General features: G+C 69.5%; 27 protein-coding genes. 22 read left to right on the top strand and 5 right to left on the bottom strand.

Going from position 1 to position 21,972, the window contains the following annotated elements:
- From IE249_RS36120 to IE249_RS04340, 16 genes are all read left to right on the top strand, one after another.
- The coding region (locus IE249_RS36120) for a 50S ribosomal protein L18 (protein ID WP_308434313.1) at positions 1–149 on the top strand (149 nt) is incomplete at its 5' end.
- A gap of 41 nt (positions 150–190) precedes the next feature.
- On the top strand, positions 191–796 hold the full coding sequence (rpsE, locus tag IE249_RS04270; protein WP_009190144.1) for a 30S ribosomal protein S5: 606 nt from the start codon (positions 191–193) through the stop codon (positions 794–796).
- Positions 797–798: 2 nt separating this feature from the next.
- Positions 799–981, top strand: a complete 183-nt coding sequence (rpmD, locus tag IE249_RS04275; RefSeq protein ID WP_009190145.1) for a 50S ribosomal protein L30 — start codon at positions 799–801, stop codon at positions 979–981.
- Positions 982–983: 2 nt separating this feature from the next.
- Positions 984–1,439: a 50S ribosomal protein L15 gene (rplO, locus tag IE249_RS04280; RefSeq protein WP_018564817.1), complete on the top strand. Its 456-nt coding sequence runs from the start codon at positions 984–986 to the stop codon at positions 1,437–1,439.
- Between the two features lie 180 nt (positions 1,440–1,619).
- Entirely contained in the window at positions 1,620–2,933 is a 1,314-nt protein-coding gene (gene secY, locus IE249_RS04285) for a preprotein translocase subunit SecY (protein ID WP_189703404.1), read from the top strand.
- Positions 2,933–3,595 carry an adenylate kinase gene (locus tag IE249_RS04290; RefSeq protein WP_189703405.1) on the top strand — a complete coding sequence of 221 codons (663 nt, stop codon included), beginning with the start codon at positions 2,933–2,935 and terminating at the stop codon, positions 3,593–3,595. The genes secY and IE249_RS04290 overlap by 1 nt, the downstream gene beginning before the upstream one ends.
- 134 nt (positions 3,596–3,729) lie before the next feature.
- Complete coding sequence (gene map, locus IE249_RS04295) at positions 3,730–4,566, top strand: type I methionyl aminopeptidase (protein ID WP_189703406.1); 837 nt, start codon at positions 3,730–3,732, stop codon at positions 4,564–4,566.
- 161 nt (positions 4,567–4,727) lie between these two features.
- Entirely contained in the window at positions 4,728–4,949 is a 222-nt protein-coding gene (infA, locus tag IE249_RS04300) for a translation initiation factor IF-1 (protein ID WP_003948620.1), read from the top strand.
- Between the two features lie 79 nt (positions 4,950–5,028).
- Positions 5,029–5,142 carry a 50S ribosomal protein L36 gene (rpmJ, locus tag IE249_RS04305; RefSeq protein ID WP_003998809.1) on the top strand — a complete coding sequence of 38 codons (114 nt, stop codon included), beginning with the start codon at positions 5,029–5,031 and terminating at the stop codon, positions 5,140–5,142.
- Positions 5,143–5,342: 200 nt separating this feature from the next.
- A complete protein-coding gene (gene rpsM, locus IE249_RS04310) occupies positions 5,343–5,723 on the top strand; it encodes a 30S ribosomal protein S13 (protein WP_189703407.1) in 381 nt (126 codons plus the stop codon).
- Between the two features lie 69 nt (positions 5,724–5,792).
- Positions 5,793–6,197, top strand: a complete 405-nt coding sequence (rpsK, locus tag IE249_RS04315; RefSeq protein WP_003956432.1) for a 30S ribosomal protein S11 — start codon at positions 5,793–5,795, stop codon at positions 6,195–6,197.
- Positions 6,198–6,349: 152 nt separating this feature from the next.
- Positions 6,350–7,372: a DNA-directed RNA polymerase subunit alpha gene (locus IE249_RS04320; RefSeq protein ID WP_003966937.1), complete on the top strand. Its 1,023-nt coding sequence runs from the start codon at positions 6,350–6,352 to the stop codon at positions 7,370–7,372.
- Between the two features lie 162 nt (positions 7,373–7,534).
- Positions 7,535–8,041: a 50S ribosomal protein L17 gene (rplQ, locus tag IE249_RS04325; RefSeq protein WP_189703408.1), complete on the top strand. Its 507-nt coding sequence runs from the start codon at positions 7,535–7,537 to the stop codon at positions 8,039–8,041.
- An 84-nt stretch (positions 8,042–8,125) separates the two neighbouring features.
- A complete protein-coding gene (truA, locus tag IE249_RS04330) occupies positions 8,126–8,980 on the top strand; it encodes a tRNA pseudouridine(38-40) synthase TruA (protein ID WP_189703409.1) in 855 nt (284 codons plus the stop codon).
- 110 nt (positions 8,981–9,090) lie between these two features.
- On the top strand, positions 9,091–10,419 hold the full coding sequence (locus tag IE249_RS04335) for a UDP-glucose dehydrogenase family protein (RefSeq protein ID WP_189703410.1): 1,329 nt from the start codon (positions 9,091–9,093) through the stop codon (positions 10,417–10,419).
- Between the two features lie 4 nt (positions 10,420–10,423).
- Positions 10,424–11,254 (top strand): polyprenol monophosphomannose synthase, encoded by an 831-nt coding sequence (locus IE249_RS04340; protein ID WP_189703411.1) that lies wholly within the window; start codon positions 10,424–10,426, stop codon positions 11,252–11,254.
- A 57-nt stretch (positions 11,255–11,311) separates the two neighbouring features.
- On the opposite strand, the gene IE249_RS04345 is transcribed toward IE249_RS04340, so the two are convergent.
- Positions 11,312–12,187 (bottom strand): hypothetical protein, encoded by an 876-nt coding sequence (locus IE249_RS04345; protein WP_189703412.1) that lies wholly within the window; start codon positions 12,185–12,187, stop codon positions 11,312–11,314.
- A gap of 345 nt (positions 12,188–12,532) precedes the next feature.
- On the opposite strand from IE249_RS04345, the gene rplM reads away from it, so the two are divergent.
- The 3 genes from rplM to glmM all read left to right on the top strand — a co-directional run bounded on the left by rplM (position 12,533) and on the right by glmM (position 15,052).
- Positions 12,533–12,976, top strand: a complete 444-nt coding sequence (rplM, locus tag IE249_RS04350; RefSeq protein ID WP_030173943.1) for a 50S ribosomal protein L13 — start codon at positions 12,533–12,535, stop codon at positions 12,974–12,976.
- Between the two features lie 42 nt (positions 12,977–13,018).
- Positions 13,019–13,531, top strand: a complete 513-nt coding sequence (gene rpsI, locus IE249_RS04355; protein ID WP_111005365.1) for a 30S ribosomal protein S9 — start codon at positions 13,019–13,021, stop codon at positions 13,529–13,531.
- Between the two features lie 162 nt (positions 13,532–13,693).
- The gene (gene glmM, locus IE249_RS04360; RefSeq protein ID WP_189703413.1) at positions 13,694–15,052 is read left to right on the top strand and encodes a phosphoglucosamine mutase; all 1,359 of its coding nucleotides are present in this window, start codon (positions 13,694–13,696) and stop codon (positions 15,050–15,052) included.
- On the opposite strand, the gene IE249_RS04365 is transcribed toward glmM, so the two are convergent.
- Entirely contained in the window at positions 15,049–16,011 is a 963-nt protein-coding gene (locus IE249_RS04365) for a DUF389 domain-containing protein (protein WP_189703414.1), read from the bottom strand. The two genes, glmM and IE249_RS04365, sit on opposite strands and share 4 nt — an antisense overlap.
- Positions 16,012–16,057: 46 nt before the next feature.
- Positions 16,058–17,026: a type I pantothenate kinase gene (coaA, locus tag IE249_RS04370; RefSeq protein WP_189703415.1), complete on the bottom strand. Its 969-nt coding sequence runs from the start codon at positions 17,024–17,026 to the stop codon at positions 16,058–16,060.
- A gap of 274 nt (positions 17,027–17,300) precedes the next feature.
- On the opposite strand from coaA, the gene IE249_RS04375 reads away from it, so the two are divergent.
- The 3 genes from IE249_RS04375 (at position 17,301) to IE249_RS04385 (ending at position 20,689) form a co-directional block, all read left to right on the top strand.
- Entirely contained in the window at positions 17,301–18,083 is a 783-nt protein-coding gene (locus IE249_RS04375) for a hypothetical protein (RefSeq protein ID WP_189703416.1), read from the top strand.
- Between the two features lie 105 nt (positions 18,084–18,188).
- Entirely contained in the window at positions 18,189–20,036 is a 1,848-nt protein-coding gene (gene glmS / locus IE249_RS04380) for a glutamine--fructose-6-phosphate transaminase (isomerizing) (RefSeq protein WP_189703417.1), read from the top strand.
- Between the two features lie 65 nt (positions 20,037–20,101).
- On the top strand, positions 20,102–20,689 hold the full coding sequence (locus tag IE249_RS04385) for an ATP-binding protein (RefSeq protein WP_189703687.1): 588 nt from the start codon (positions 20,102–20,104) through the stop codon (positions 20,687–20,689).
- On the opposite strand, the gene IE249_RS04390 is transcribed toward IE249_RS04385, so the two are convergent.
- The gene (locus IE249_RS04390; protein ID WP_189703418.1) at positions 20,670–20,861 is read right to left on the bottom strand and encodes a DUF397 domain-containing protein; all 192 of its coding nucleotides are present in this window, start codon (positions 20,859–20,861) and stop codon (positions 20,670–20,672) included. The two genes, IE249_RS04385 and IE249_RS04390, sit on opposite strands and share 20 nt — an antisense overlap.
- An 8-nt stretch (positions 20,862–20,869) precedes the next feature.
- The gene (locus IE249_RS04395; RefSeq protein ID WP_189703419.1) at positions 20,870–21,721 is read right to left on the bottom strand and encodes a helix-turn-helix domain-containing protein; all 852 of its coding nucleotides are present in this window, start codon (positions 21,719–21,721) and stop codon (positions 20,870–20,872) included.
- Positions 21,722–21,972: the final 251 nt, after the last annotated feature.

The following is a 21,972-nucleotide window of genomic DNA, read 5'->3' on the forward strand; positions in this document are numbered from 1 at the left end:
CGCAGGCCAAGCAGGTCGGCGCCCTGGTCGCCGAGCGTGCCAAGGCCGCCGGTGTCGAGGCCGTCGTGTTCGACCGTGGTGGCAACCAGTACGCCGGGCGCATCGCCGCCCTGGCCGACGCCGCCCGCGAAGCCGGCCTGAAGTTCTGAGCCGGTTCCGTAGCTAGCGGAGACAGAGAGAGGTAATTCCAATGGCTGGACCCCAGCGCCGCGGTGGCGGTGCCGGTGGCGGCGAGCGGCGGGACCGGAAGGGCCGTGACGGCGGTGCGGCTGCCGCCGAGAAGACCGCGTACGTTGAGCGCGTCGTCGCGATCAACCGCGTCGCCAAGGTTGTGAAGGGTGGTCGTCGCTTCAGCTTCACCGCGCTGGTCGTGGTGGGCGACGGTGACGGCACCGTGGGTGTCGGATACGGCAAGGCCAAGGAGGTGCCGGCCGCCATCGCCAAGGGCGTTGAGGAGGCCAAGAAGCACTTCTTCAAGGTCCCCCGGATCCAGGGCACCATCCCGCACCCCATCCAGGGTGAGAAGGCTGCCGGCGTCGTGCTGCTCAAGCCCGCGTCCCCCGGTACCGGTGTTATCGCCGGTGGTCCGGTGCGCGCCGTGCTCGAGTGCGCCGGTATCCACGACGTGCTGTCGAAGTCGCTTGGCTCCGACAACGCGATCAACATCGTGCACGCGACCGTGGAGGCCCTCAAGGGCCTGCAGCGTCCCGAGGAGATCGCGGCCCGCCGCGGTCTGCCGCTCGAGGACGTCGCTCCCGCGGCCCTGCTGCGTGCGCGTGCCGGGGCGGGTGCGTAATCGTGGCGCAGCTCAAGATCACGCAGACGAAGTCCTACATCGGCAGCAAGCAGAACCACCGTGACACCCTGCGTTCCCTGGGCCTCAAGCGCCTGGGTGACGTGGTCGTCAAGGAGGACCGCCCCGAGTTCCGCGGCATGGTGCACACCGTCCGCCACCTCGTGACGGTCGAGGAGGTCGACTGATCATGGCGGAGCAGAACCCGCTGAAGATCCACAACCTCCGTCCCGCCCCGGGCGCCAAGACCGCCAAGACCCGTGTCGGTCGTGGTGAGGCGTCGAAGGGTAAGACGGCCGGTCGTGGAACGAAGGGCACCAAGGCCCGCTACCAGGTTCCGGAGCGCTTCGAGGGCGGCCAGATGCCGCTGCACATGCGCCTCCCGAAGCTGAAGGGCTTCAAGAACCCGTTCAAGACCGAGTACCAGGTCGTGAACCTCGACAAGCTGGCCGCGCTCTACCCCGAGGGTGGAGAGGTCACGGTCGAGGACCTGGTGGCCAAGGGCGCCGTTCGCAAGAACAGCCTGGTCAAGGTCCTGGGCCAGGGCGAGGTCTCCGTGGCGCTGCAGGTGACGGTCGACGCCGTCTCCGGCTCCGCCAAGGAGAAGATCACCGCCGCCGGCGGTTCGGTCACCGAGCTCGTCTGAGTCATTCAGGCGCCTCGATGACGTAAACCATCCCGACCGGGGATACCTCACAATGAGGTATCCCCGGTTGGTCGTTCCAAGGGGGGCAGTGTCGCCGGTAAGGTGGCCTGCACTGCTCTTTTCATCGAACCTCAAGACCGTCACCCTTGACGCACTTGCGCGGGGGTCGCAGGAGGCACCGTGCTCACCGGCTTCGCCCGGGCGTTCAGGACGCCCGACCTGCGCAAGAAGCTGCTCTTCACACTCGGCATCATCGTGGTGTACCGCCTCGGTACGCACATTCCGATCCCGGGCGTCAACTACAAGGCCGTCCAGCAGTGTGTGACCGAGGCCTCCGGCAACCAGGGCCTGTTCGGTCTGGTCAACATGTTCAGCGGCGGCGCGCTGCTCCAGATCACGGTCTTCGCGCTGGGGATCATGCCGTACATCACGGCGAGCATCATCCTTCAGCTGCTGACCGTGGTGATCCCGCGCCTGGAGGCCCTCAAGAAGGAGGGCCAGGCCGGCACCGCGAAGATCACCCAGTACACCCGGTACCTGACGGTGGCGCTCGCCATCCTGCAGGGCACGGGCCTGGTGGCCACCGCCCGCAGCGGCGCGCTGTTCAGCGGCTGCACGGTCGCCGGCAACATCGTGCCGGACCGGGCGATCTTCTCCACGATCACCATGGTCGTCTGCATGACCGCCGGTACGGCCGTCGTCATGTGGCTCGGTGAGCTCATCACCGACCGCGGCATCGGCAACGGCATGTCGATCCTGATGTTCATCTCGATCGCCGCGACGTTCCCGTCGGCGCTGTGGGCCATCAAGAAGCAGGGCACCCTGGCCGGCGGCTGGATCGAGTTCGGCACGGTCATCCTGGTCGGCCTGGTCATGGTCGGCCTGGTGGTCTTCGTCGAGCAGGCCCAGCGCCGCATCCCGGTCCAGTACGCCAAGCGCATGATCGGCCGCCGTTCCTACGGTGGTACGTCGACGTACATCCCGCTCAAGGTGAACCAGGCGGGTGTGATTCCCGTCATCTTCGCCTCGTCGCTGCTCTACATTCCGGCACTGGTAGCGCAGTTCTCCGGCGGCAACTCCGGATGGAAGACCTGGGTCCAGCAGAATCTGACCAAGGGCGATCACCCGATTTACATCACGATGTACTTCTTGCTCATCGTTTTCTTCGCGTTCTTCTACGTGGCGATCTCGTTCAACCCCGAGGAAGTCGCGGACAACATGAAGAAGTATGGTGGCTTCATCCCGGGCATCCGGGCTGGCCGACCGACCGCTGAGTACCTGTCGTACGTGCTCAACCGGATCACCTGGCCGGGTTCGCTGTACCTGGGTCTGATCGCTCTCGTGCCAACAATGGCGTTGGTCGGGTTCGGCGCAAGCCAGAACTTCCCCTTCGGCGGGACCAGCATCCTGATCATCGTGGGTGTCGGCCTCGAGACGGTGAAGCAGATCGAGAGCCAGCTCCAGCAGCGCAATTACGAAGGGTTCCTCCGCTGATGCGAATCGTCCTCGTCGGCCCGCCGGGTGCCGGTAAGGGAACGCAGGCCGTCCGCCTGGCCGAGAAGCTGCGCATTCCGCACATCTCCACGGGTGACCTGTTCCGCGCCAACATCAGCCGGCAGACGGAGCTCGGCAGGCTCGCGAAGTCCTACATGGACGCAGGCAACCTGGTGCCCGACGAGGTCACCATCGCCATGGCCAAGGACCGCATGGAGCAGCCGGACGCCGAGAACGGCTTCCTGCTGGACGGTTTCCCGCGCAACGTCTCGCAGGCCGAGGCGCTGGACGAGCTGCTGGAGGGCGAGGGTATCAAGCTCGACGCGGTGCTCGACCTCGAAGTGCCCGAGGAAGAGGTCGTGAAGCGGATCGCCGGCCGGCGCATCTGCCGCAAGGACTCCTCGCACGTCTTCCACGTGACGTACAGCCCGCCGAAGGCGGAGGGCGTCTGCGACGTCTGCGGCGGCGAGCTGTACCAGCGCGACGACGACTCCGAGGACACGGTCCGCAAGCGGCTGGAGGTCTACCACACGCAGACCGAGCCGATCATCGACTACTACAAGGCGCAGGGGCTGGTCGTCACGATCTCCTCCCTGGGCCCGGTGGACGAGATCACGCGGCGCGCGCTGGAGGCTCTCAAGCGCGAGGACGCCACCCAGTAGTTTCTGCTGGTTTCTGCGCAGTTCGCAGCCGCGGTTCCCTGTCAGGGACCGCGGCTGTGCTGTGGGGGCGGGCGTACGCCCCCGTATCGTTGGAAGAGTCCGTCCTTCCCGGTCCCAGAAAGGCCGTAGTCCCCATGGTGCAGATCAAGTCCCCCGAGCAGATCGCCAAGATGCGTGCGGCGGGGCTGGTCGTCGCCGCCATCCACGCGGCCACCCGGGAGGCGGCCGTGCCCGGGGCGACCACCAGGGATCTGGACCAGGTGGCGCGCAAGGTGCTCGCCGAACACAACGCCAAGCCGAACTTCCTGGGCTACGGCGGCTTCCCGGCGACGATCTGCACCTCGGTGAACGAGGTCGTCGTCCACGGCATCCCCTCCGACGACGTCGTCCTCAAGGACGGCGACGTCATCTCCATCGACTGCGGCGCCATCGTGGACGGCTGGCACGGGGACGCGGCGTACACCGCGTTCGTCGGTTCCGGTCACGCGCCGGAGCTGATCGAGCTCTCCCGGGTGACCGAGGAGTCGATGTGGGCCGGCATCGCGGCCATGAAGCAGGGCAGCCGGCTCGTCGACATCTCGCGCGCGGTCGAGACGTACATCCGCCGCCAGCCCAAGCCCGGCGGCGGCCGCTACGGCATCATCGAGGACTACGGCGGCCACGGCATCGGCACCGAGATGCACATGGACCCGCACCTGCTGAACTACGTCGACCGCCGCCGCGGCAAGGGCCCCAAGCTGGTCCCCGGCTTCTGCCTCGCCATCGAGCCCATGGTCTCCCTCGGCACCCCGAAGACCCGCGTCCTCGAGGACGACTGGACGGTCATCACCACGGACGGGACCTGGTCCTCCCACTGGGAGCACTCGGTAGCCCTCACCGACCAGGGTCCCCTGGTCCTCACCGCCCCCGACGGGGGAAGGGCCAAGCTCGCCGAGCTCGGGGTCACGGCGGCGCCGGATCCGCTGGCGTAAGGATCTCCCGCACGGGGCAGAATTCTGCGATTCGTGTTTCCTGGTGCGCTGACGTAGACTGACTCGTCGGCTCTCGTGCACCCGCATGCCTGCATGCCCCCGCAAGGGGAAAAGGGGAACGCCCGGGAGTCGATCAAGGTAGTCGATTCGAAGGGCGAAGCGTGGCCAAGAAGCAAGGTGCCATCGAGATCGAGGGCACTGTCGTCGAGTCTCTGCCGAACGCCATGTTCAAGGTCGAGCTCCAGAACGGCCACCAGGTCCTGGCACACATCAGCGGCAAGATGCGCATGCACTACATCCGCATCCTCCCTGACGACCGGGTCGTGGTGGAGCTGTCTCCGTACGACCTGACGCGTGGCCGGATCGTCTACCGGTACAAGTAGATCTTGCCCACGTCCCGCGACCGCAGCGCAAGCCGCGCCGTGGGGCCGCCGGCAACTGACCCGGAGAACCTCACATCCCATGAAGGTCAAGCCGAGCGTCAAGAAGATCTGCGACAAGTGCAGGGTGATCCGCCGTCACGGGCGGGTCATGGTCATCTGCGAGAACCCGCGCCACAAGCAGCGCCAGGGCTGACGCACGAACGACCACTCCCTCTGCACCCCCATCGCAGAGATTCGCGCGACGCGAGCTGAATATGTTCATACGCAGGACCCGGACCTGAGCGATCAGGTCTGACACCCCCGGTTCGGAGGCCGGGGACCCGGTTCGTACCTCGTACGGCGGCCGGGATCCGGTCCTGCGGAAGACCTCCGAAGATCAACTGGAGCCATTGAATGGCACGCGTTTCCGGTGTTGACATCCCGCGCGAAAAGCGCGTGGAGGTCGCCCTCACCTACGTGTTCGGCATCGGCCGGACCCTCTCCCAGCAGACGCTGGCCGCCACCGGCATCGACCCCAACACCCGCGTCCGCGACCTGAGCGAAGAGCAGCTCGTCGCGATCCGCGAGTACGTCGACAACAACATCAAGACCGAGGGTGACCTCCGTCGCGAGATCCAGGCCGACATCCGCCGCAAGGTCGAGATCGGCTGCTACCAGGGCCTGCGTCACCGCCGCGGTCTGCCCGTCCGCGGTCAGCGCACCAGCACCAACGCCCGCACCCGCAAGGGCCCGCGTCGCGCCATCGCCGGCAAGAAGAAGCCGGGCAAGAAGTAGTCCGCAGCGACACTCGCCGTCCAGCGGTCTTCGCTGTAGGACCGACCACCTCCCGTAGGAGTTTTCGACATGCCCCCCAAGGGACGTCAGGGCGCTGCCAAGAAGGTGCGCCGCAAGGAAAAGAAGAACGTCGCTCACGGCCACGCGCACATCAAGAGCACGTTCAACAACACCATCGTTTCGATCACCGACCCGAGCGGCAACGTGATCTCCTGGGCCTCCGCCGGCCACGTCGGCTTCAAGGGCTCCCGGAAGTCCACGCCGTTCGCCGCGCAGATGGCCGCCGAGTCGGCCGCCCGCCGCGCCCAGGAGCACGGCATGCGCAAGGTCGACGTTTTCGTCAAGGGCCCGGGCTCCGGTCGTGAGACCGCGATCCGCTCCCTGCAGGCCACGGGCCTCGAGGTCGGCTCCATCCAGGACGTCACCCCGACCCCGCACAACGGCTGCCGTCCGCCCAAGCGCCGCCGCGTCTGACGCGACGCCGCTTTCGCGGCTGGTTCCGGGCGGTACGGCACCTGCGGGAGCCGTACCGCCCGTACCCTTGCAGTACCCGCACTTTTCCACGGGTGCGGTTTCCGTCGGACGTCAAATAGCGGGCGTCCACGAAAGAAGGATCTGATCCACACATGCTGATCGCTCAGCGTCCCTCGTTGACCGAAGAGGTCGTCGACGAGTTCCGCTCCCGGTTCGTGATCGAGCCGCTGGAGCCGGGCTTCGGCTACACCCTCGGCAACTCCCTCCGCCGCACCCTCCTGTCGTCGATCCCCGGTGCCGCTGTCACCAGCATCCGCATCGACGGCGTCCTGCACGAGTTCACCACCGTGCCGGGCGTCAAGGAGGACGTCACCGACCTGATCCTCAACATCAAGCAGCTGGTCGTCTCCTCGGAGCACGACGAGCCGGTCGTGATGTATCTGCGCAAGCAGGGCCCGGGTCTGGTCACCGCCGCCGACATCGCGCCCCCGGCCGGTGTCGAGGTGCACAACCCCGACCTGGTCCTCGCCACGCTCAACGGCAAGGGCAAGCTGGAGATGGAGCTGACCGTCGAGCGCGGTCGCGGCTACGTCTCCGCCGTGCAGAACAAGCAGGTGGGCCAGGAGATCGGCCGTATCCCGGTCGACTCCATCTACTCGCCGGTGCTCAAGGTCACGTACAAGGTCGAGGCCACGCGTGTCGAGCAGCGCACCGACTTCGACAAGCTGATCGTCGACGTCGAGACCAAGCAGGCCATGCGCCCGCGTGACGCCATGGCGTCGGCCGGCAAGACCCTGGTCGAGCTGTTCGGTCTGGCCCGCGAGCTCAACATCGACGCCGAGGGCATCGACATGGGCCCGTCCCCCACGGACGCCGCCCTCGCCGCCGACCTCGCGCTGCCGATCGAGGAGCTGGAGCTCACGGTCCGCTCCTACAACTGCCTCAAGCGCGAGGGCATCCACTCCGTGGGTGAGCTCGTGGCCCGTTCCGAGGCGGATCTGCTGGACATCCGCAACTTCGGTGCGAAGTCCATCGACGAGGTCAAGGCCAAGCTCGCGGGTATGGGGCTTGCGCTGAAGGACTCGCCTCCCGGGTTCGACCCGACCGCCGCTGCCGACGCCTTCGGCGCCGACGACGACGCGGACGCCGGGTTCGTGGAGACCGAGCAGTACTGAGAGCTCGGGCCCACTGGTCCCTTTGCGGCTGCCGGCCCGCTGCGGCTGGTCGCGCAGTTCCCCGCGCTCCTTTGGGGCGCGGGGTCTCCGACGGGCAACCGCTCGCTCGGATACTGACCCCGGTACCTGATACGGCCGGGGCAGACACACAGGAGAAGAACAATGCCGAAGCCCACCAAGGGTGCCCGTCTGGGCGGCAGTGCCGCGCACGAGAAGCTGCTCCTCGCGAACCTCGCGAAGTCGCTGTTCGAGCACGGCCGTATCACCACCACCGAGGCGAAGGCCCGCCGCCTGCGCCCGTACGCCGAGCGTCTGATCACCAAGGCGAAGAAGGGCGACCTTCACAACCGCCGTCAGGTGCTCCAGGTCATCACGGACAAGGGCATCGTCCACACGCTCTTCACCGAGATCGGCCCGCGCTACGAGAACCGTCCCGGTGGCTACACCCGCATCACCAAGATCGGCAACCGTCGTGGCGACAACGCGCCCATGGCGGTCATCGAGCTGGTCGAGGCGCTGACGGTGCAGCAGAAGGCCGTGGGTGAGGCCGAGGCCGCCACCAAGCGTGCGGTCAAGGAGGCCGACGAGGCCAAGGTCGAGGAGACCAAGGCCGAGGACGCCACCGAGGCTCCGGCCGAGGAGGCCGCCGAGGAGTCGAAGGACGCGTAAGCGTTCTCCGCGCCCCCGAGGCGTTGGCGGGTCCGTTCCTTATCAGGGACGGGCCCGCTTTTCCGTACCTGAGAGGATCTCCGTGTGAGCGATGAAGTACAGCCCGGGTACGTCCGTGTCCGCCTCGACCTGTCCTACGACGGCAGCCAGTTCCACGGCTGGGCCAAGCAGGCCGGCGGGAAGCGGACCGTGCAGGGGGAGATCGAGGACGCGCTGCGCACGGTCACTCGGTCCCGGGAGACGTACGAGCTGACGGTGGCCGGACGGACCGACGCCGGTGTGCACGCGCGCGGCCAGGTGGCGCACGTGGACCTGCCCGAGGAGGTCTGGCGCGAGCACCACGAGAAGCTGCTCAAGCGGCTCGCCGGGCGCCTGCCCAGGGACGTGCGGGTGTGGGCGCTCAGGCCCGCCCCCAGCGGCTTCAACGCCCGTTTCTCCGCCGTCTGGCGCCGCTACGCCTACCGCGTCACCGACAACCCCGGCGGCGTCGACCCGCTGCTGCGCGGGCATGTGCTGTGGCACGACTGGCCGCTCGACGTGGACGCCATGAACGAGGCCGCGCGCGGGCTGCTGGGCGAGCACGACTTCGCCGCGTACTGCAAGAAGCGCGAGGGCGCGACCACCATCCGCACCCTTCAGGAGCTGAGCCTGGAGCGCGGGGCCGACGGGATCGTCACCGCCACCGTGCGCGCCGACGCCTTCTGCCACAACATGGTGCGCTCGCTCATCGGCGCCCTGCTGTTCGTCGGCGACGGGCACCGGGCGCCCGACTGGCCCGCCAAGGTGCTGGCCGCCGGCGTACGGGACTCAGCGGTGCACGTCGTACGGCCGCACGGGCTGACCCTGGAGGAGGTCGGCTACCCGGCCGACGAGCTGCTCTCCGCCCGCAACAAGGAGGCGCGCAACAAGCGGACCCTGCCGGGGGCCGGCTGCTGCTGAGCGCCGCCGCCGCAGGTCGCGCCGGTCGTCACGGTTCGTGACGGTACGGATGCGGCCCGGCGGGAACTCGCCGTACTTACTTGCTGCCGTACGGCGAGAGAGGCGGTCCCATGCGGCTCACCGTCATCGGCACCGGCTACCTGGGTGCCACGCACGCCGCCTGCATGGCGGAGCTGGGACACGAGGTGGTCGGGGTCGACGTCGACGCCGGCAAGGTCGCCGCTCTGCGCGCGGGCAGGGTGCCGTTCCACGAACCCGGCCTCGCGGACACGGTCGCCCGGCACACGGCGAGCGGACGTCTGCGCTTCACGACGTCGTACGAGGAGGCAGGCGCGTTCGGGCAGGTGCACTTCGTGTGCGTCGGCACCCCGCAGCGCAAGGACGGCGACGCGGCCGACCTGACCTGCGTCGAGGCGGCCTTCGCGGACATCGCCCGGCACGCGCGCAAGGGCGCCCTGCTGGTGGGCAAGTCGACCGTGCCGGTCGGCACGGCGGCCCGGCTCGCCGCCGCACACGGGTCCGAGGTGGCGTGGAACCCGGAGTTCCTGCGCGAGGGCTTCGCCGTCGAGGACACCCTGCGGCCGGACCGGCTGGTGTTCGGGGTGCGCACACGGCGGGCGGAACATCTGCTGCGCCAGGTCTACGCCCCGGTCCTCGGCGCCGGGACCCCGCTGGTGGTGACCGACTTCGCCACCGCCGAGCTGGTCAAGACGGCCGCGAACTCCTTCCTCGCCACCAAGATCTCCTTCATCAACGCGATGGCCGAGGTCTGCGAGGCGGCGGGCGGTGACGTGCGGAAACTGGCCGAGGCGCTCGGCCACGACGACCGTATCGGTCACACCTTCCTGCGGGCCGGGGTGGGCTTCGGCGGCGGCTGCCTGCCCAAGGACATCCGCGCCTTCGCGCACCGGGCCGCCGAGCTGGGCGTGGACCTGGGCTTCCTGCGCGCCGTGGACGCGATCAACATGCGGCGCCGGGACCGGGTGATCACCCTGGCCCGCGAGCTGTGCGGGGGTACGGTGCTCGGAGCGCGGGTGGCCGTGCTCGGCGCGGCCTTCAAACCGGACTCGGACGACGTCCGCGACTCGCCGGCGCTGAACGTGGCCGCGCGGCTGGACCTCGACGGCGCCGACGTCACCGTCTACGACCCGGAGGCGATGGACAACGCCCGCAAGGCGTTCCCGCTCCTCGGGTACGCGCTGTCGCTCGAGGAGGCGCTGCGCGGCGCGGACCTGGTGCTGCACCTGACGGAGTGGCCGCAGTTCCGCGAGGTCGATCCCGGCTGGGCGAGAGGGCTGGTGTACCGTCCGCGGATCGTGGACGGCCGGGGAGCGCTGGACGCCGACCGCTGGACGGCGGCCGGCTGGCGGTTCAGGGCGCTGGGCAGACCGGCGCCGGAGGGGGAGACCAGGTGGACGGGGGAGGCAGAGGAGAGATGACGGGATGACCGACCGGCCGGCCGACGGCGATCAGACGGGTGACGACGGCCCTTCGCGCGGCGCGCACGACTCGCACGACCTGGACGACCTGGACGACCTGGACGGCGTACGGGTCACCGTGGTGATGCCGACGTACAACGAGGCGGCGAACCTGCCGCGGATGGCCGAGGCCGTGCTGGCCCTGCCGCTCGGCGGGCTCAGGCTGCTGGTCGTCGACGACTCCAGCCCTGACGGCACCGGGCGGATCGCGGACGAACTCGCCGAGAAGTACAACGCGGCGGGCCAGGACCGGATGGGCGTGCTGCACCGCACAGAGAAGGACGGCCTGGGCCGGGCGTACGCGGCCGGCATGACGGCGGCGCTGGACGACGGCGCGTCCTACGTCGTGCAGATGGACGCGGACGGCAGCCATCCGGTGGAAGCGGTGCCGCGGATGCTGAAGGCGGCGCTCACCACCGGCGCCGGGCTGGTGGTCGGCAGCCGCTATGTGGCCGGCGGCTCGCTGGACGAGGACTGGGGCGCGCACCGCGTGCTGCTCTCCCGCTTCGCCAACACCTACGCGCGTGCGGTGCTCGGCACGGACATCAACGACATCACCGCCGGCTTCAACCTGTGGTCGGAGCGGACCCTGCGGGACGTGGGTCTGGGCACGCTGGACAGCGCGGGCTACAGCTTCCAGGTCGAGCTGAAGTACCGGGCCGTGCGTGCGGGGCACCGGGCCGTGGAGGTCCCGATCCGGTTCGCGGAGCGTACCGAAGGTACGTCCAAGATGACGCTGCGTACTCAGCTGGAGTCGGCGGTGCTGCCGATCCGGCTGCGGCTGCGGGGCAGGTAGCGGGCGCGGGTAGCGGGCGGCCGGCCTGTGCGGCCGGCCGCTCCCGCGGTCCCCGGCCTACTGGGCGGCCGCGGAGGCCTGCGCCTCGCCGCGCCGGCGGATCTGCGTGAAGGCGAACTCGGCGAGGTCGTCGCCGGTGCGGAACACCTTGGTGTCCTTGGCCGTCACGTCCTTGCCGGTGGGGAAGCCGGTGAGGGTGAAGTAGGCGTAGCGGCCGTAGGAGTTCGTGGTCGAGCGGCAGACGGCGCCGTTGCAGAACGCTTTCACGCCGCCGCCGGACAGCGGCTTGACGATGCTCTTCTTGTCGGCCTGGCCCTTGGCCTTGGTGGCCTGTGCCTCGCTGTCGAAGACGGCGACACCGAGGGTGACGGCGATGCCGTCCTTGGTGTAGGTCACCCGCATCAGACGGCCGCAGCCGTTGGCCTTGAGGACCTTGCCGAGGGTGCCCTGGGCGGCCGAGGCGCAGTCCTTGGTGTCGGCCGTCGGGCCCTTCTCGTAGACGTTGCCGCCCATGGTCAGCTGGGTGCCCGGGAAGAGGGTGTCCGGGCTCAGCGGGGCGGTGTCCTTCTTGGCGCTGGATATGAAGTCCTTGGGGTCCAGCGGCGGCGGGGCGGTGGTGGGCGCGAAGGACGGCGCCGTGGCCGAACCGCTCGGCAGGGCGGCGGTGGCGGGCAGCCGGGCCGGATTGCCCTTGGCGTCGTTGTGACCGTTGGCCGACACCACGGCCATGGCGACGGCAGCGCCGATCCCGGCGGTGGCCAGCACGCCACCGCCGATGAACAGCAGCTTGCGCCGCTTGTTGCGCGTCTCGGACGCCTCGGCGAGCGCGGCCCAGTCCGGCGTCTGGTCGCTGCCGCCGTCGCTCCACGGCTGCTGGGAATTCGGTTTCCAGGGATCCCACTGCGACTGGGAGCCCCCCTGCCCATAGCTCATGGGGCGCATCTTAGACGGGGGTTGAGGGCGCCCACGCCGCCCGCGGCGGGCCCGCGGGGCACCTTCCGCGCACCCCGGTACAAAGCGACCGGGGCGCCTCGGGGGGACACGCGGGACCGGCGCCGACTACCTCGTTTTGACCCCCGCTGTGCCGCGCGGGTATCCTGCATCTTCGTTGTGTATTGGCTTGGCTCTTCTCACGGAACCGGCCCTTACACCGGTCCACCGGGCCGATGACCAGCGACCAGCACGCGGTTTGCGTCACCGCAGTGCGGTCAGGGCTGTCGTGATCGTCTTCGGTGACCTTGTCAGGACCACTCACTGAAGAAGCGAAGGCTACGAACCGTGCGTACGTACAGCCCCAAGCCCGGCGACATCACGCGCCAGTGGCACGTCATTGACGCCCAGGACGTCGTCCTGGGCCGCCTGGCGTCCACCGCCGCCACCCTTCTGCGGGGCAAGCACAAGCCGATCTACGCGCCGCACGTCGACGCTGGTGACTTCGTCATCATCATCAACGCCGACAAGGTGCACCTCTCCGGCAACAAGCGGACCCAGAAGATGGCGTACCGCCACTCCGGTTACCCGGGTGGTCTGCGTTCCGTCCGTTACGACGAGCTGCTCGACAAGAACCCCGAGAAGGCCATCGAGAAGGCCGTCAAGGGCATGCTCCCCAAGAACTCCCTGGGCCGTCAGATGCTCTCGAAGCTGAAGGTCTACAAGGGTGACCAGCACCCGCACGGCGCCCAGCAGCCGGTGCCGTTCGAGATCACCCAGGTCGCGCAGTAAGTCCGGCCACCCCCTAAGACTGAAGAGAATCTGAGGAGAATCGTGGCCGAGACCACTGCCGAGCAGCCGCTCGAAGAGCTTGACATCGACAGCTACACCACCGAGTCCGAGGTGCCCGTCGAGGGCGAGTACACCTCGGAGTCCCTGGCCTCCCGCTTCGGCGAGCCCCAGCCGGCCGCCGGCCTGGGCCGCCGCAAGAACGCCATCGCCCGCGTCCGGATCGTCCCGGGCTCCGGCAAGTGGAAGATCAACGGTCGCACCCTCGAGGACTACTTCCCGAACAAGGTGCACCAGCAGGAAGTCAACGAGCCCTTCAAGGTGCTGGAGCTCGAGGGCCGTTACGACGTCGTCGCCCGCATCGCCGGCGGCGGTGTCTCCGGCCAGGCCGGCGCCCTCCGCCTCGGTGTCGCCCGCGCCCTCAACGAGGCCGACGTCGACAACAACCGCGGCCCGCTGAAGAAGGCCGGCTTCCTGCGCCGCGACGACCGTGCGGTCGAGCGCAAGAAGGCCGGTCTGAAGAAGGCCCGCAAGGCCCCGCAGTACAGCAAGCGCTAAATCGGGCTGCCTGCTCGTACTCCGAACGCCCCGGCGGCACGCCTGTGCCGCCGGGGCGTTCGTTTATCACAGGACTTGGGCGTATAACGGCACAAGGTGCTCAGCGGCTGGTGTGATGGAATGCCCGGGCCCGCATGAACTGCAGCTTCCTCAGGAGGACAAGTGGGACGACTCTTCGGCACGGACGGCGTGCGCGGCGTCGCCAACGCGGACCTGACCGCCGAGATGGCGCTCGGCCTGTCCGTGGCGGCGGCGCACGTACTGGCCGAGGCGGGCACCTTCGAGGGCCACCGGCCGGCCGCCGTGGTCGGGCGGGACCCGCGCGCGTCCGGGGAGTTCCTGGAGGCCGCCGTGGTCGCGGGCCTGGCGAGCGCGGGCGTGGACGTGCTGCGGGTGGGCGTGCTGCCGACCCCGGCGGTGGCGTACCTCACCGGCGCGCTCGGTGCCGACCTCGGCGTGATGCTCTCCGCCAGCCACAACGCCATGCCGGACAACGGCGTCAAGTTCTTCGCGCGCGGCGGCCACAAACTCGCCGACGAGCTGGAGGACCGCATCGAGAAGGTCTACGAGGAGCACCGCACCGGCGCCCCCTGGGACCGTCCGACCGGCGCCGGCGTGGGCCGGGTGCGCGACTACGACGAGGGCTTCGACCGCTACGTCGGCCATCTCGTCAGCGTCCTTCCCAACCGTCTCGAGGGCTTGCGGATCGTCCTGGACGAGGCGCACGGCGCCGCCTCCCGGGTCTCCCCGGAGGCGTTCGCGCGGGCCGGCGCCGAGGTCGTGACGATCGGCGCCGAGCCGGACGGCCTCAACATCAACGACGGCTGCGGCTCCACCCATCTGGACAAGCTCAAGGCCGCCGTGGTCGAGCGGGGCGCCGACCTCGGCATCGCGCACGACGGCGACGCCGACCGCTGCCTGGCCGTGGACCACACCGGCGAGGAGGTCGACGGCGACCAGATCCTGGCCGTGCTCGCGCTGGCGATGCGGGAGCGTTCCGCACTGCGCTCCGACACCGTCGTCGCGACCGTGATGTCGAACCTGGGCTTCAAGCTGGCCATGGAGCGCGAGGGCATCCACCTCGTGCAGACCGCCGTCGGCGACCGGTACGTCCTCGAGGAGATGAAGAGCAAGGACTACGCCCTCGGCGGCGAGCAGTCCGGGCACGTCATCATCCTCGACCACGCCACCACCGGCGACGGCACGCTGACCGGCCTGATGCTGGCCGCCCGCGTCGCCGGCACCGGCCGTACGCTGCGGGACCTGGCGTCGGTGATGGAGCGGCTGCCGCAGGTGCTGGTCAACGTCCCCGACGTGGACAAGTCCCGCGTGAAGACCTCCGCCGACCTGGCCGCGGCCGTCGCCGAGGCCGAGCGCGAGCTGGGCGGGACGGGCCGCGTGCTGCTGCGCCCGTCCGGCACCGAGCCGCTGGTACGGGTCATGGTCGAGGCGGCCGACATCGAGCAGGCCCGCTCGGTGGCGGGCCGCCTCGCGGACGCGGTGAAGTCGGCGCTCGGCTAACCCAGTTCGGGAGCGCGCGGAGTCCGCTGCCGGACGCGCTCGCGCTGCCTGGCCCAGAACCACTTCTGGGCGAGCAGCGTGAGCGTGCCCGCCAGCACGATGCCGAAGAGGTTCAGCAGGAGCTGCTCGGTGGATCCCCAGGTCTGCCGGGTGTCGCCGTAGGCGAGGGCGACGGCCGCGTTGGCGGCGGCCGGAACGGTGGTCACCGAGATGGCGACGCCGACCAGGGCGCCGGACTTGGCGGAGGTCAGCGACAGCGTGCCCGCCGCTCCGGCGAGGACCGCCACGACGAAGGAGAACGCGTCGGGGGCGTAGACGAAGCTGGTGTTGGGCCGCGCCCCCTCCAGCTCGTCCTTGCTGAACAGCCCGACGGCGTCCATGAACAGGCTGAAGCCCACCGTCACGGCCATCGCCAGCGCGAAGCCCACCAGCAGCGCGACCAGCGAACGCAGCGCCAGGCGCGGGGCCCGCTGCACCAGCGCGGTGCTCACCCCCGCCAGCGGCCCGAACTCCGGCCCCACCGCCATCGCGCCCACGATCAGGATGGCGTTGTCCAGCAGCACACCGCAGGCGGCGATCATGGTGGCCAGCGTGATGAACGCCAGGTAGGTGACCGACAGGGTCGACTCCTCGTGCGTGGCGTCGGTCAGGTGCTCCCAGAGCACCGCGTCGGCGCCCTCGCCCGGCGCCTCCTCCTCGGCCTTCTCGGCCCGCTTGGACAGCGACAGGTCGATGTTCTCCACGGCGATGGACCCGGTCCGGTCGATCCCCGACTCCTGGAGCGCGCTGAGGAGTTCGTCCCCCGCCTCGCGTGCGACGTCGCACATCACCACGTCCCCGGCGGGATTGCGGGCCGCGCCGCGCAGCACGACGAGATGCGTGGTGCCCACCGTCTTCTCGATCAGCCGCACCACGTCGTCGGTGCGGTCGGCGGGGGTGATCAGTCGCAGATGCAGCATGGGGGGCAGCGTAGACGCCGGTACGTCCCGGCCGTGGGCCGCCCGGTCACAACTTGCGCAGGCTGAGCCGCTGCACCTTGTGGTCGGGCCCCTTGCGCAGCACGAGGGTGGCCCGGCCGCGGGTCGGGGCGATGTTCTCCACCAGATTGGGCTTGTTGATGGTCCGCCACATGGTGCGGGCGTAGTCGAGGGCCTCGCCCTCGGAGACCTGGGTGTACTTGCGGAAGTACGAGGACGGGTCCTGGAAGGCGGTCGCGCGCAGCTTGCGGAACCGGTTGAGGTACCACTGCTCGATGTCCTCGGTGCGGGCGTCGACGTACACACTGAAGTCGAAGTAGTCGGCGAGGCCGACCCGGGTGCGGCCGTCACTGCCGGGCAGGGCGGGCTGCAGCACGTTGAGCCCCTCGACGATGAGGATGTCGGGGCGGCGCACGACGAGCCGCTCGCCGGGCACGATGTCGTAGATCAGGTGGGAGTAGACGGGCGCGGAGACCTCGCCCTTGCCCGCCTTGATGTCGGCGACGAACCGGGTCAGCGCCCGCCGGTCGTACGACTCAGGGAACCCCTTGCGGGACATCAGCCCGCGGTCCTCCAGCTCCCGCGTGGGCAGCAGGAACCCGTCCGTGGTCACCAGCTCCACGCGCGGATGCTCGGGCCAGCGCGACAGCAGCGCCTGGAGGAGCCGGGCGACGGTCGACTTCCCGACGGCGACGGACCCCGCCACGCCGATCACGAACGGCGTCCCCGACTGGGACCCCTTCTCCCCGAGGAACGTGTTCAGCGCGCTGCGCAGGCCGTCGGTCGCGCCGACGTACAGGTTCAGCAGCCGCGACAGCGGCAGATAGATGTCCCGCACCTCGTCGAGGTCGATGACATCACCGAGCCCGCGCAGCCGCTCCACCTCCTCGGCGCTCAGCGGCAACGGCGTCTTGTCACGCAGCGCGCTCCACTCGGCACGGGTGAGGTCGACGTAGGGAGTCGCCTCCGGCCGCTGCCGGTGGGCGCTCCGGGGCATCGAGGGGACCGGAGAGATCACATTCCATTGTTAACGGAGTTTGAACACCCTGGGGGGTGTGCTCCGTCACGCCGCCCCCGGGTGGGACGGTGCCCGGTCCTCGGAAAGGGGGTGGCCGAGCCGCCCGATGCCGGCCCCCAGGGGGCAAGATCACGTCCCGGTCACGGTCGGGTACCGGGTGGTGGTCTCTTGATCGACTGTGTGTGCGCTGTGCATAAAGTGCGAGCAAAGCACTGGGAAAGTCAGTGTCAGTCGAAGAGAAGGTACCGCTCCGTTGAGGACCACCGCCCTGCGTCGCACCGCCCTCGCGGCCTCCGCCGCCACCCTCGCCCTGCTGGCCACCGCCTGCGGCGGTTCGTCCGACGGTGGGGACAAGGGCGGTGACGGCAAGACCGCTCAGGCCGAGAAGACCCCGTCCGCCGCCCCCGCCAAGGCGCTCACCGCCGCCGAGCTGGAGAAGGCCGCGCTCGCCCAGGCCGACGTCAAGAGCGGCAAGGTGAGCAAGGTCGCGGCCAAGGACGACGTCGCGCAGGACAAGGCCAAGGCCGAGGACCCGGCGTGCGCCCCGCTGACGTACCTCATGGTCGGCAGCTACGTCGGCAAGCCCGCCGCCTCGGTCAAGCGGACCTACGTCGGCGACCCGAAGAAGCCCGCCGCCGGCGCGAGCGCCGAGGAGAAGCTGATGGCCGGGCTCGACCGGGCCAAGGTGATCGAGACCCTCGCCTCCTACGACAACGGCGGCGCCGAGCAGGCGATGAAGGACCTGAAGGCGGCCGCGCAGAAGTGTGCGGGCGGCTTCTCCTACACCGTGACCGGCACCAAGAGCGAGTACGAGAAGGTCGCCACCACCCAGGCCCCGGCCGGCGGCGACGACGCGCTCGCGCTGACGCTCACCATGGCGGCCGACGGCGTGAAGGCCCCCGTCAAGGCGGTCGTCGTCCGCAAGGGCGCCACCCTCGCCTACTTCCCCGCGGTCAACCTCGCCGCGGCGGCCACCGGCAAGGACTTCGACTTCCCCGCGGAACTGGTCCCGGCGCAGCTCGGCAAGCTGAAGTGACCCACGCCCACCGGGGCTTCCAGGGCTTGCTGCCCCGGTGGGAATTTCCGATTTCGGGCACACTGAGGCCACTTTCGGCGGGCGTCGGCCCGTAGGCTGCCGCTCATGTGCGGAATCGTGGGATACGTAGGCTCGCAGTCGGCGCTCGAGGTCGTGATGGCCGGGCTGAAGCGGCTGGAGTACCGGGGTTACGACTCGGCCGGTGTCGCCGTGCTCGCCGACGGCGGACTGGCCGCGGCGAAGAAGGCCGGCAAGCTGGTCAACCTGGAGAAGGAACTGGTCGACCGGCCGCTGCCGACCGGCTCGACGGGCATCGGGCACACCCGGTGGGCCACGCACGGCGGCCCCACCGACGCCAACGCCCACCCGCACCTCGACAACGCGGGCCGGGTCGCCGTCGTCCACAACGGCATCATCGAGAACTTCGCCGCCCTGCGCGCCGAGTTGGCCGAGCGCGGCCACGAACTGACCTCCGAGACCGACACCGAGGTCGTCGCGCACCTGCTCGCCGAGGAGTTCTCCTCCTGCGCCGACCTCGCCGAGGCGATGCGGATGGTGTGCCGCCGCCTGGAGGGCGCGTTCACGCTCGTCGCCGTGCACGCGGACGACCCCGACGTCGTCGTGGGCGCCCGCCGCAACTCCCCGCTCGTCGTGGGTGTCGGTGAGGGCGAGGCCTTCCTCGCCTCCGACGTCGCCGCCTTCATCGCCCACACCCGCTCCGCGATCGAGCTCGGCCAGGACCAGGTGGTCGAGCTGCGCCGCGACGGAGTGACGGTCACCGGCTTCGACGGGCGCCCCGCCGACGTACGCTCCTACAACGTCGACTGGGACGCGGCCGCCGCCGAGAAGGGCGGCTACGACTACTTCATGCTCAAGGAGATCGCCGAGCAGCCCAAGGCGGTCGCCGACACCCTGCTCGGCCGTATCGACGCCGGCGGCTCCCTCACCCTCGACGAGGTCCGCATCTCCGCCTCCGAACTGCGCGAGATGGACAAGGTCGTCATCATCGCCTGCGGTACGGCCTTCCACGCGGGGCTCATCGCCAAGTACGCCATCGAGCACTGGACGCGCATCCCCTGCGAGGTCGAACTCGCCAGCGAGTTCCGCTACCGGGACCCGATCCTCGACGCCCAGACCCTCGTCATCGCCATCTCCCAGTCCGGCGAGACCATGGACACCCTCATGGCCCTGCGCCACGCCCGTGAACAGGGCTCCAAGGTGCTGGCGATCTGCAACACCAACGGCTCGACCATCCCGCGCGAGTCGGACGCGGTGCTCTACACCCACGCCGGCCCCGAGGTCGCCGTCGCCTCCACCAAGGCCTTCCTCACCCAGCTCGTCGCCTGCTACCTCGTGGCCCTCTACCTCGGCCAGGTCCGCGGCACCAAGTGGGGCGACGAGATCCAGGACGTCATCCGCGACCTCTCCCAGATCGCGGGCTCGGTCGAGCGGGTGCTGGAGACCATGGAGCCGGTACGGGAGTTGGCGCGCTCGCTGGCCGACAAGAACACGGTCCTGTTCCTGGGCCGGCACGTGGGCTACCCGGTCGCCCTCGAAGGCGCCTTGAAGCTCAAGGAGTTGGCCTACATGCACGCCGAGGGCTTCGCCGCCGGCGAGCTCAAGCACGGCCCGATCGCCCTGATCGACGAGGACCTCCCGGTCGTCGTGGTCGTCCCCTCCCCGCGCGGGCGCTCGATCCTGCACGACAAGATCGTCTCCAACATCCAGGAGATCCGGGCCAGGGGCGCCCGTACGATCGTCATCGCCGAGGAGGGCGACGAGGCGGTCGTCCCGTACGCCGACCACCTCATCCGCATCCCGGCGACGCCCACGCTCCTCCAGCCCCTGGTCGCCACGGTCCCCCTCCAGGTCTTCGCCTGCGAGCTGGCCACAGCCCGCGGCAACGAGGTGGACCAGCCGCGCAACCTGGCGAAGTCGGTCACGGTCGAGTGACCGACCCCCGGTCCTCTCGGACGTCCTGGAGGAACACGACCCACGACTGGGCGGCCACGGTGGACATGGACCACCTGCGCCACATCGCGGCCCGCCCGGCGGAGTTCGCCCCCGGCGGCGCGGGCCACCTCGTCCTCGAGGTGATCGCCTACGCCGCCGACGAGGCGGAGAGCCGCGGCGGAGGCCGGTGCGTGGTCACCCTCCACGCCGACGGCTCGGTGTCCGTGGCCGACGACGGCCGGGGCACCGACACGCGCGTCGACGAGCACGGCAGGCCGGTGAAGAAGCCGGTCATGGCGACGAAGGACCTGCGGTTCTTCGACTCACCGGACGACGCCGAGCGGCTGCCGGACGGCCATCCGCGCCGCGGCATGTCGGTGGTGGCCGCGCTCAGCGAATGGCTCACGCACACCAACCGCCGCGCCAACGGCGCCTGGACCCAACGCTACGAACACGGCGTCCCGGTGACGGACCTGGTCCCACTGCCCCCTGACGGCACCACGGGCACCGCCGTCCACTTCATCCCCGACGCGCGGTTGCGCACGAGTGCGTGCGCCCCGACCGGGGCCGACCTGACCCGGTGGGTCCAGCACTGGCCCCACCTGTCCGTACGAGTTGACGACCAGCGAACGCCTAGAGCCGACCGCGCTTGACCGCGCCGAGAAAGGTCCCGAAGACCCGAGCAGGAACCCACAGAGCGGCCCTGCCCGGGGCCTTCGAGTCACGTATGGCTATCTCGGGACTCACGTCCGCGACTTCGACGCAGTCGTTGCCCTCGCCGCCGCCGGAGTAGGAAGACTTCCGCCACTGGGTAGGGGTGGGCATGCTGCTCCTCACAGGTCCTTGGCCAACTCGTGGATCAGGTCGCGTGACTGACCGGGGGAGAGGGACTCCGCTCTCACTTTACGGAAGAGTGTTCGGAAGTGGTCCAGTTGAGCTTCGGAGTCCACGAACGCGGTGCCGTGCGGGGCGTCTCGGATCACCGTGTCGAGGCGGGGCAGCGCGCCGCCCAAGTGCACCATGGCGCTCCCGGCGCCCGCGAAGTCGTCCAGCGCGAACGGGACGACCTGAACCGTGATGTGGTCCGCCTCGGACAACTCGAGGATGCGCAAGAGCTGAGTGCGGGTGGCGGCGCGTCCGGCCACCTTGATGCGCAGCGCCGCTTCATGGATCACCGTTTCGTACGGCAGGGGGACAGGGCCCTCGATGACGACCTTGCGCTTCATCCTGTGCTCCACCCGCAGCTCAACCTCCTCCTGGGGGAACTCCGGGTTCATGTAGGCGAAGAGGCTTCGGGCGTAGTCCTCCGTCTGGAAGAGCCCTGGCACGTGGATGACGGCCACGTCGTGGCGGAACGTCGCGTGGTGGTCGAACTCGGCGAGGTCTTGGTACGCGGCTGGCAGGACACCTCGGTACTCCTCCCACCAGCCTCGCGTCCGGTCAGTGGCCATGGCCGCCAAGGCGTCGATCAACTCAGCGTCAGTGCAGGCGTAATTGGCTGCGAGGCGGCGCAGCCGCTGCTCGCTGACTCCGGCGATGCCGGACTCGATCTGGCTTATCTGGACGGAGTTCGTGCCCAGCAGGCTCGCCGCCTCGGTGGCTTTGAGTCCTGAGGCTTCACGCAACTTGCGCAGCTCTGCGCCCAGGCGCACTTGGCGTGCGGTCGGGTGCCGTCGTGCTGGCACGGTGTCCTTCTTCCTTCAACAGCGTTTGCGAGCCGACTCGTTCGAGGGGCAGGTTACGCGACCGGCTTGCGGCGTCATAAATTTATGCCCTACCGTCGGTGACGCAGCGCACACGCTAAGGAAGCGCACCGCTCCGTCCTGCCATGGCGGCTGCGGCAGAGCCACCAAGTGGCGCGAACCCCAACAGCCCCTGCCCCCGGATGGAGTTGACCCATGCCCGAAACCGCCGGCATCCCCGACCCCTGGGAGTA

Origin of the sequence: Streptomyces anandii JCM 4720, from assembly GCF_014650655.1 — a bacterium.
Taxonomy (GTDB): domain Bacteria; phylum Actinomycetota; class Actinomycetes; order Streptomycetales; family Streptomycetaceae; genus Streptomyces; species Streptomyces anandii.

Excerpts from the sequence above, each read along its gene's own strand:
- rpsK (WP_003956432.1), top strand. The coding sequence starts at position 5,793 with ATGCCCCCCAAGGGACGTCAGGGCGCTGCCAAGAAGGTGCGCCGCAAG.
- rpsM (WP_189703407.1), top strand. The coding sequence starts at position 5,343 with ATGGCACGCGTTTCCGGTGTTGACATCCCGCGCGAAAAGCGCGTGGAG.
- IE249_RS04335 (WP_189703410.1), top strand. The coding sequence starts at position 9,091 with ATGCGGCTCACCGTCATCGGCACCGGCTACCTGGGTGCCACGCACGCC.
- IE249_RS04345 (WP_189703412.1), bottom strand. The coding sequence starts at position 12,187 with ATGAGCTATGGGCAGGGGGGCTCCCAGTCGCAGTGGGATCCCTGGAAA.
- IE249_RS04385 (WP_189703687.1), top strand. The coding sequence starts at position 20,102 with ATGGACCACCTGCGCCACATCGCGGCCCGCCCGGCGGAGTTCGCCCCC.
- IE249_RS04365 (WP_189703414.1), bottom strand. The coding sequence starts at position 16,011 with ATGCTGCATCTGCGACTGATCACCCCCGCCGACCGCACCGACGACGTG.
- rpsE (WP_009190144.1), top strand. The coding sequence starts at position 191 with ATGGCTGGACCCCAGCGCCGCGGTGGCGGTGCCGGTGGCGGCGAGCGG.
- map (WP_189703406.1), top strand. The coding sequence starts at position 3,730 with ATGGTGCAGATCAAGTCCCCCGAGCAGATCGCCAAGATGCGTGCGGCG.
- IE249_RS04340 (WP_189703411.1), top strand. The coding sequence starts at position 10,424 with ATGACCGACCGGCCGGCCGACGGCGATCAGACGGGTGACGACGGCCCT.
- glmS (WP_189703417.1), top strand. The coding sequence starts at position 18,189 with ATGTGCGGAATCGTGGGATACGTAGGCTCGCAGTCGGCGCTCGAGGTC.
- IE249_RS04290 (WP_189703405.1), top strand. The coding sequence starts at position 2,933 with ATGCGAATCGTCCTCGTCGGCCCGCCGGGTGCCGGTAAGGGAACGCAG.
- IE249_RS04320 (WP_003966937.1), top strand. The coding sequence starts at position 6,350 with ATGCTGATCGCTCAGCGTCCCTCGTTGACCGAAGAGGTCGTCGACGAG.
- rplQ (WP_189703408.1), top strand. The coding sequence starts at position 7,535 with ATGCCGAAGCCCACCAAGGGTGCCCGTCTGGGCGGCAGTGCCGCGCAC.
- coaA (WP_189703415.1), bottom strand. The coding sequence starts at position 17,026 with ATGCCCCGGAGCGCCCACCGGCAGCGGCCGGAGGCGACTCCCTACGTC.
- rplO (WP_018564817.1), top strand. The coding sequence starts at position 984 with ATGGCGGAGCAGAACCCGCTGAAGATCCACAACCTCCGTCCCGCCCCG.
- rpmJ (WP_003998809.1), top strand. The coding sequence starts at position 5,029 with ATGAAGGTCAAGCCGAGCGTCAAGAAGATCTGCGACAAGTGCAGGGTG.
- IE249_RS04390 (WP_189703418.1), bottom strand. The coding sequence starts at position 20,861 with ATGCCCACCCCTACCCAGTGGCGGAAGTCTTCCTACTCCGGCGGCGGC.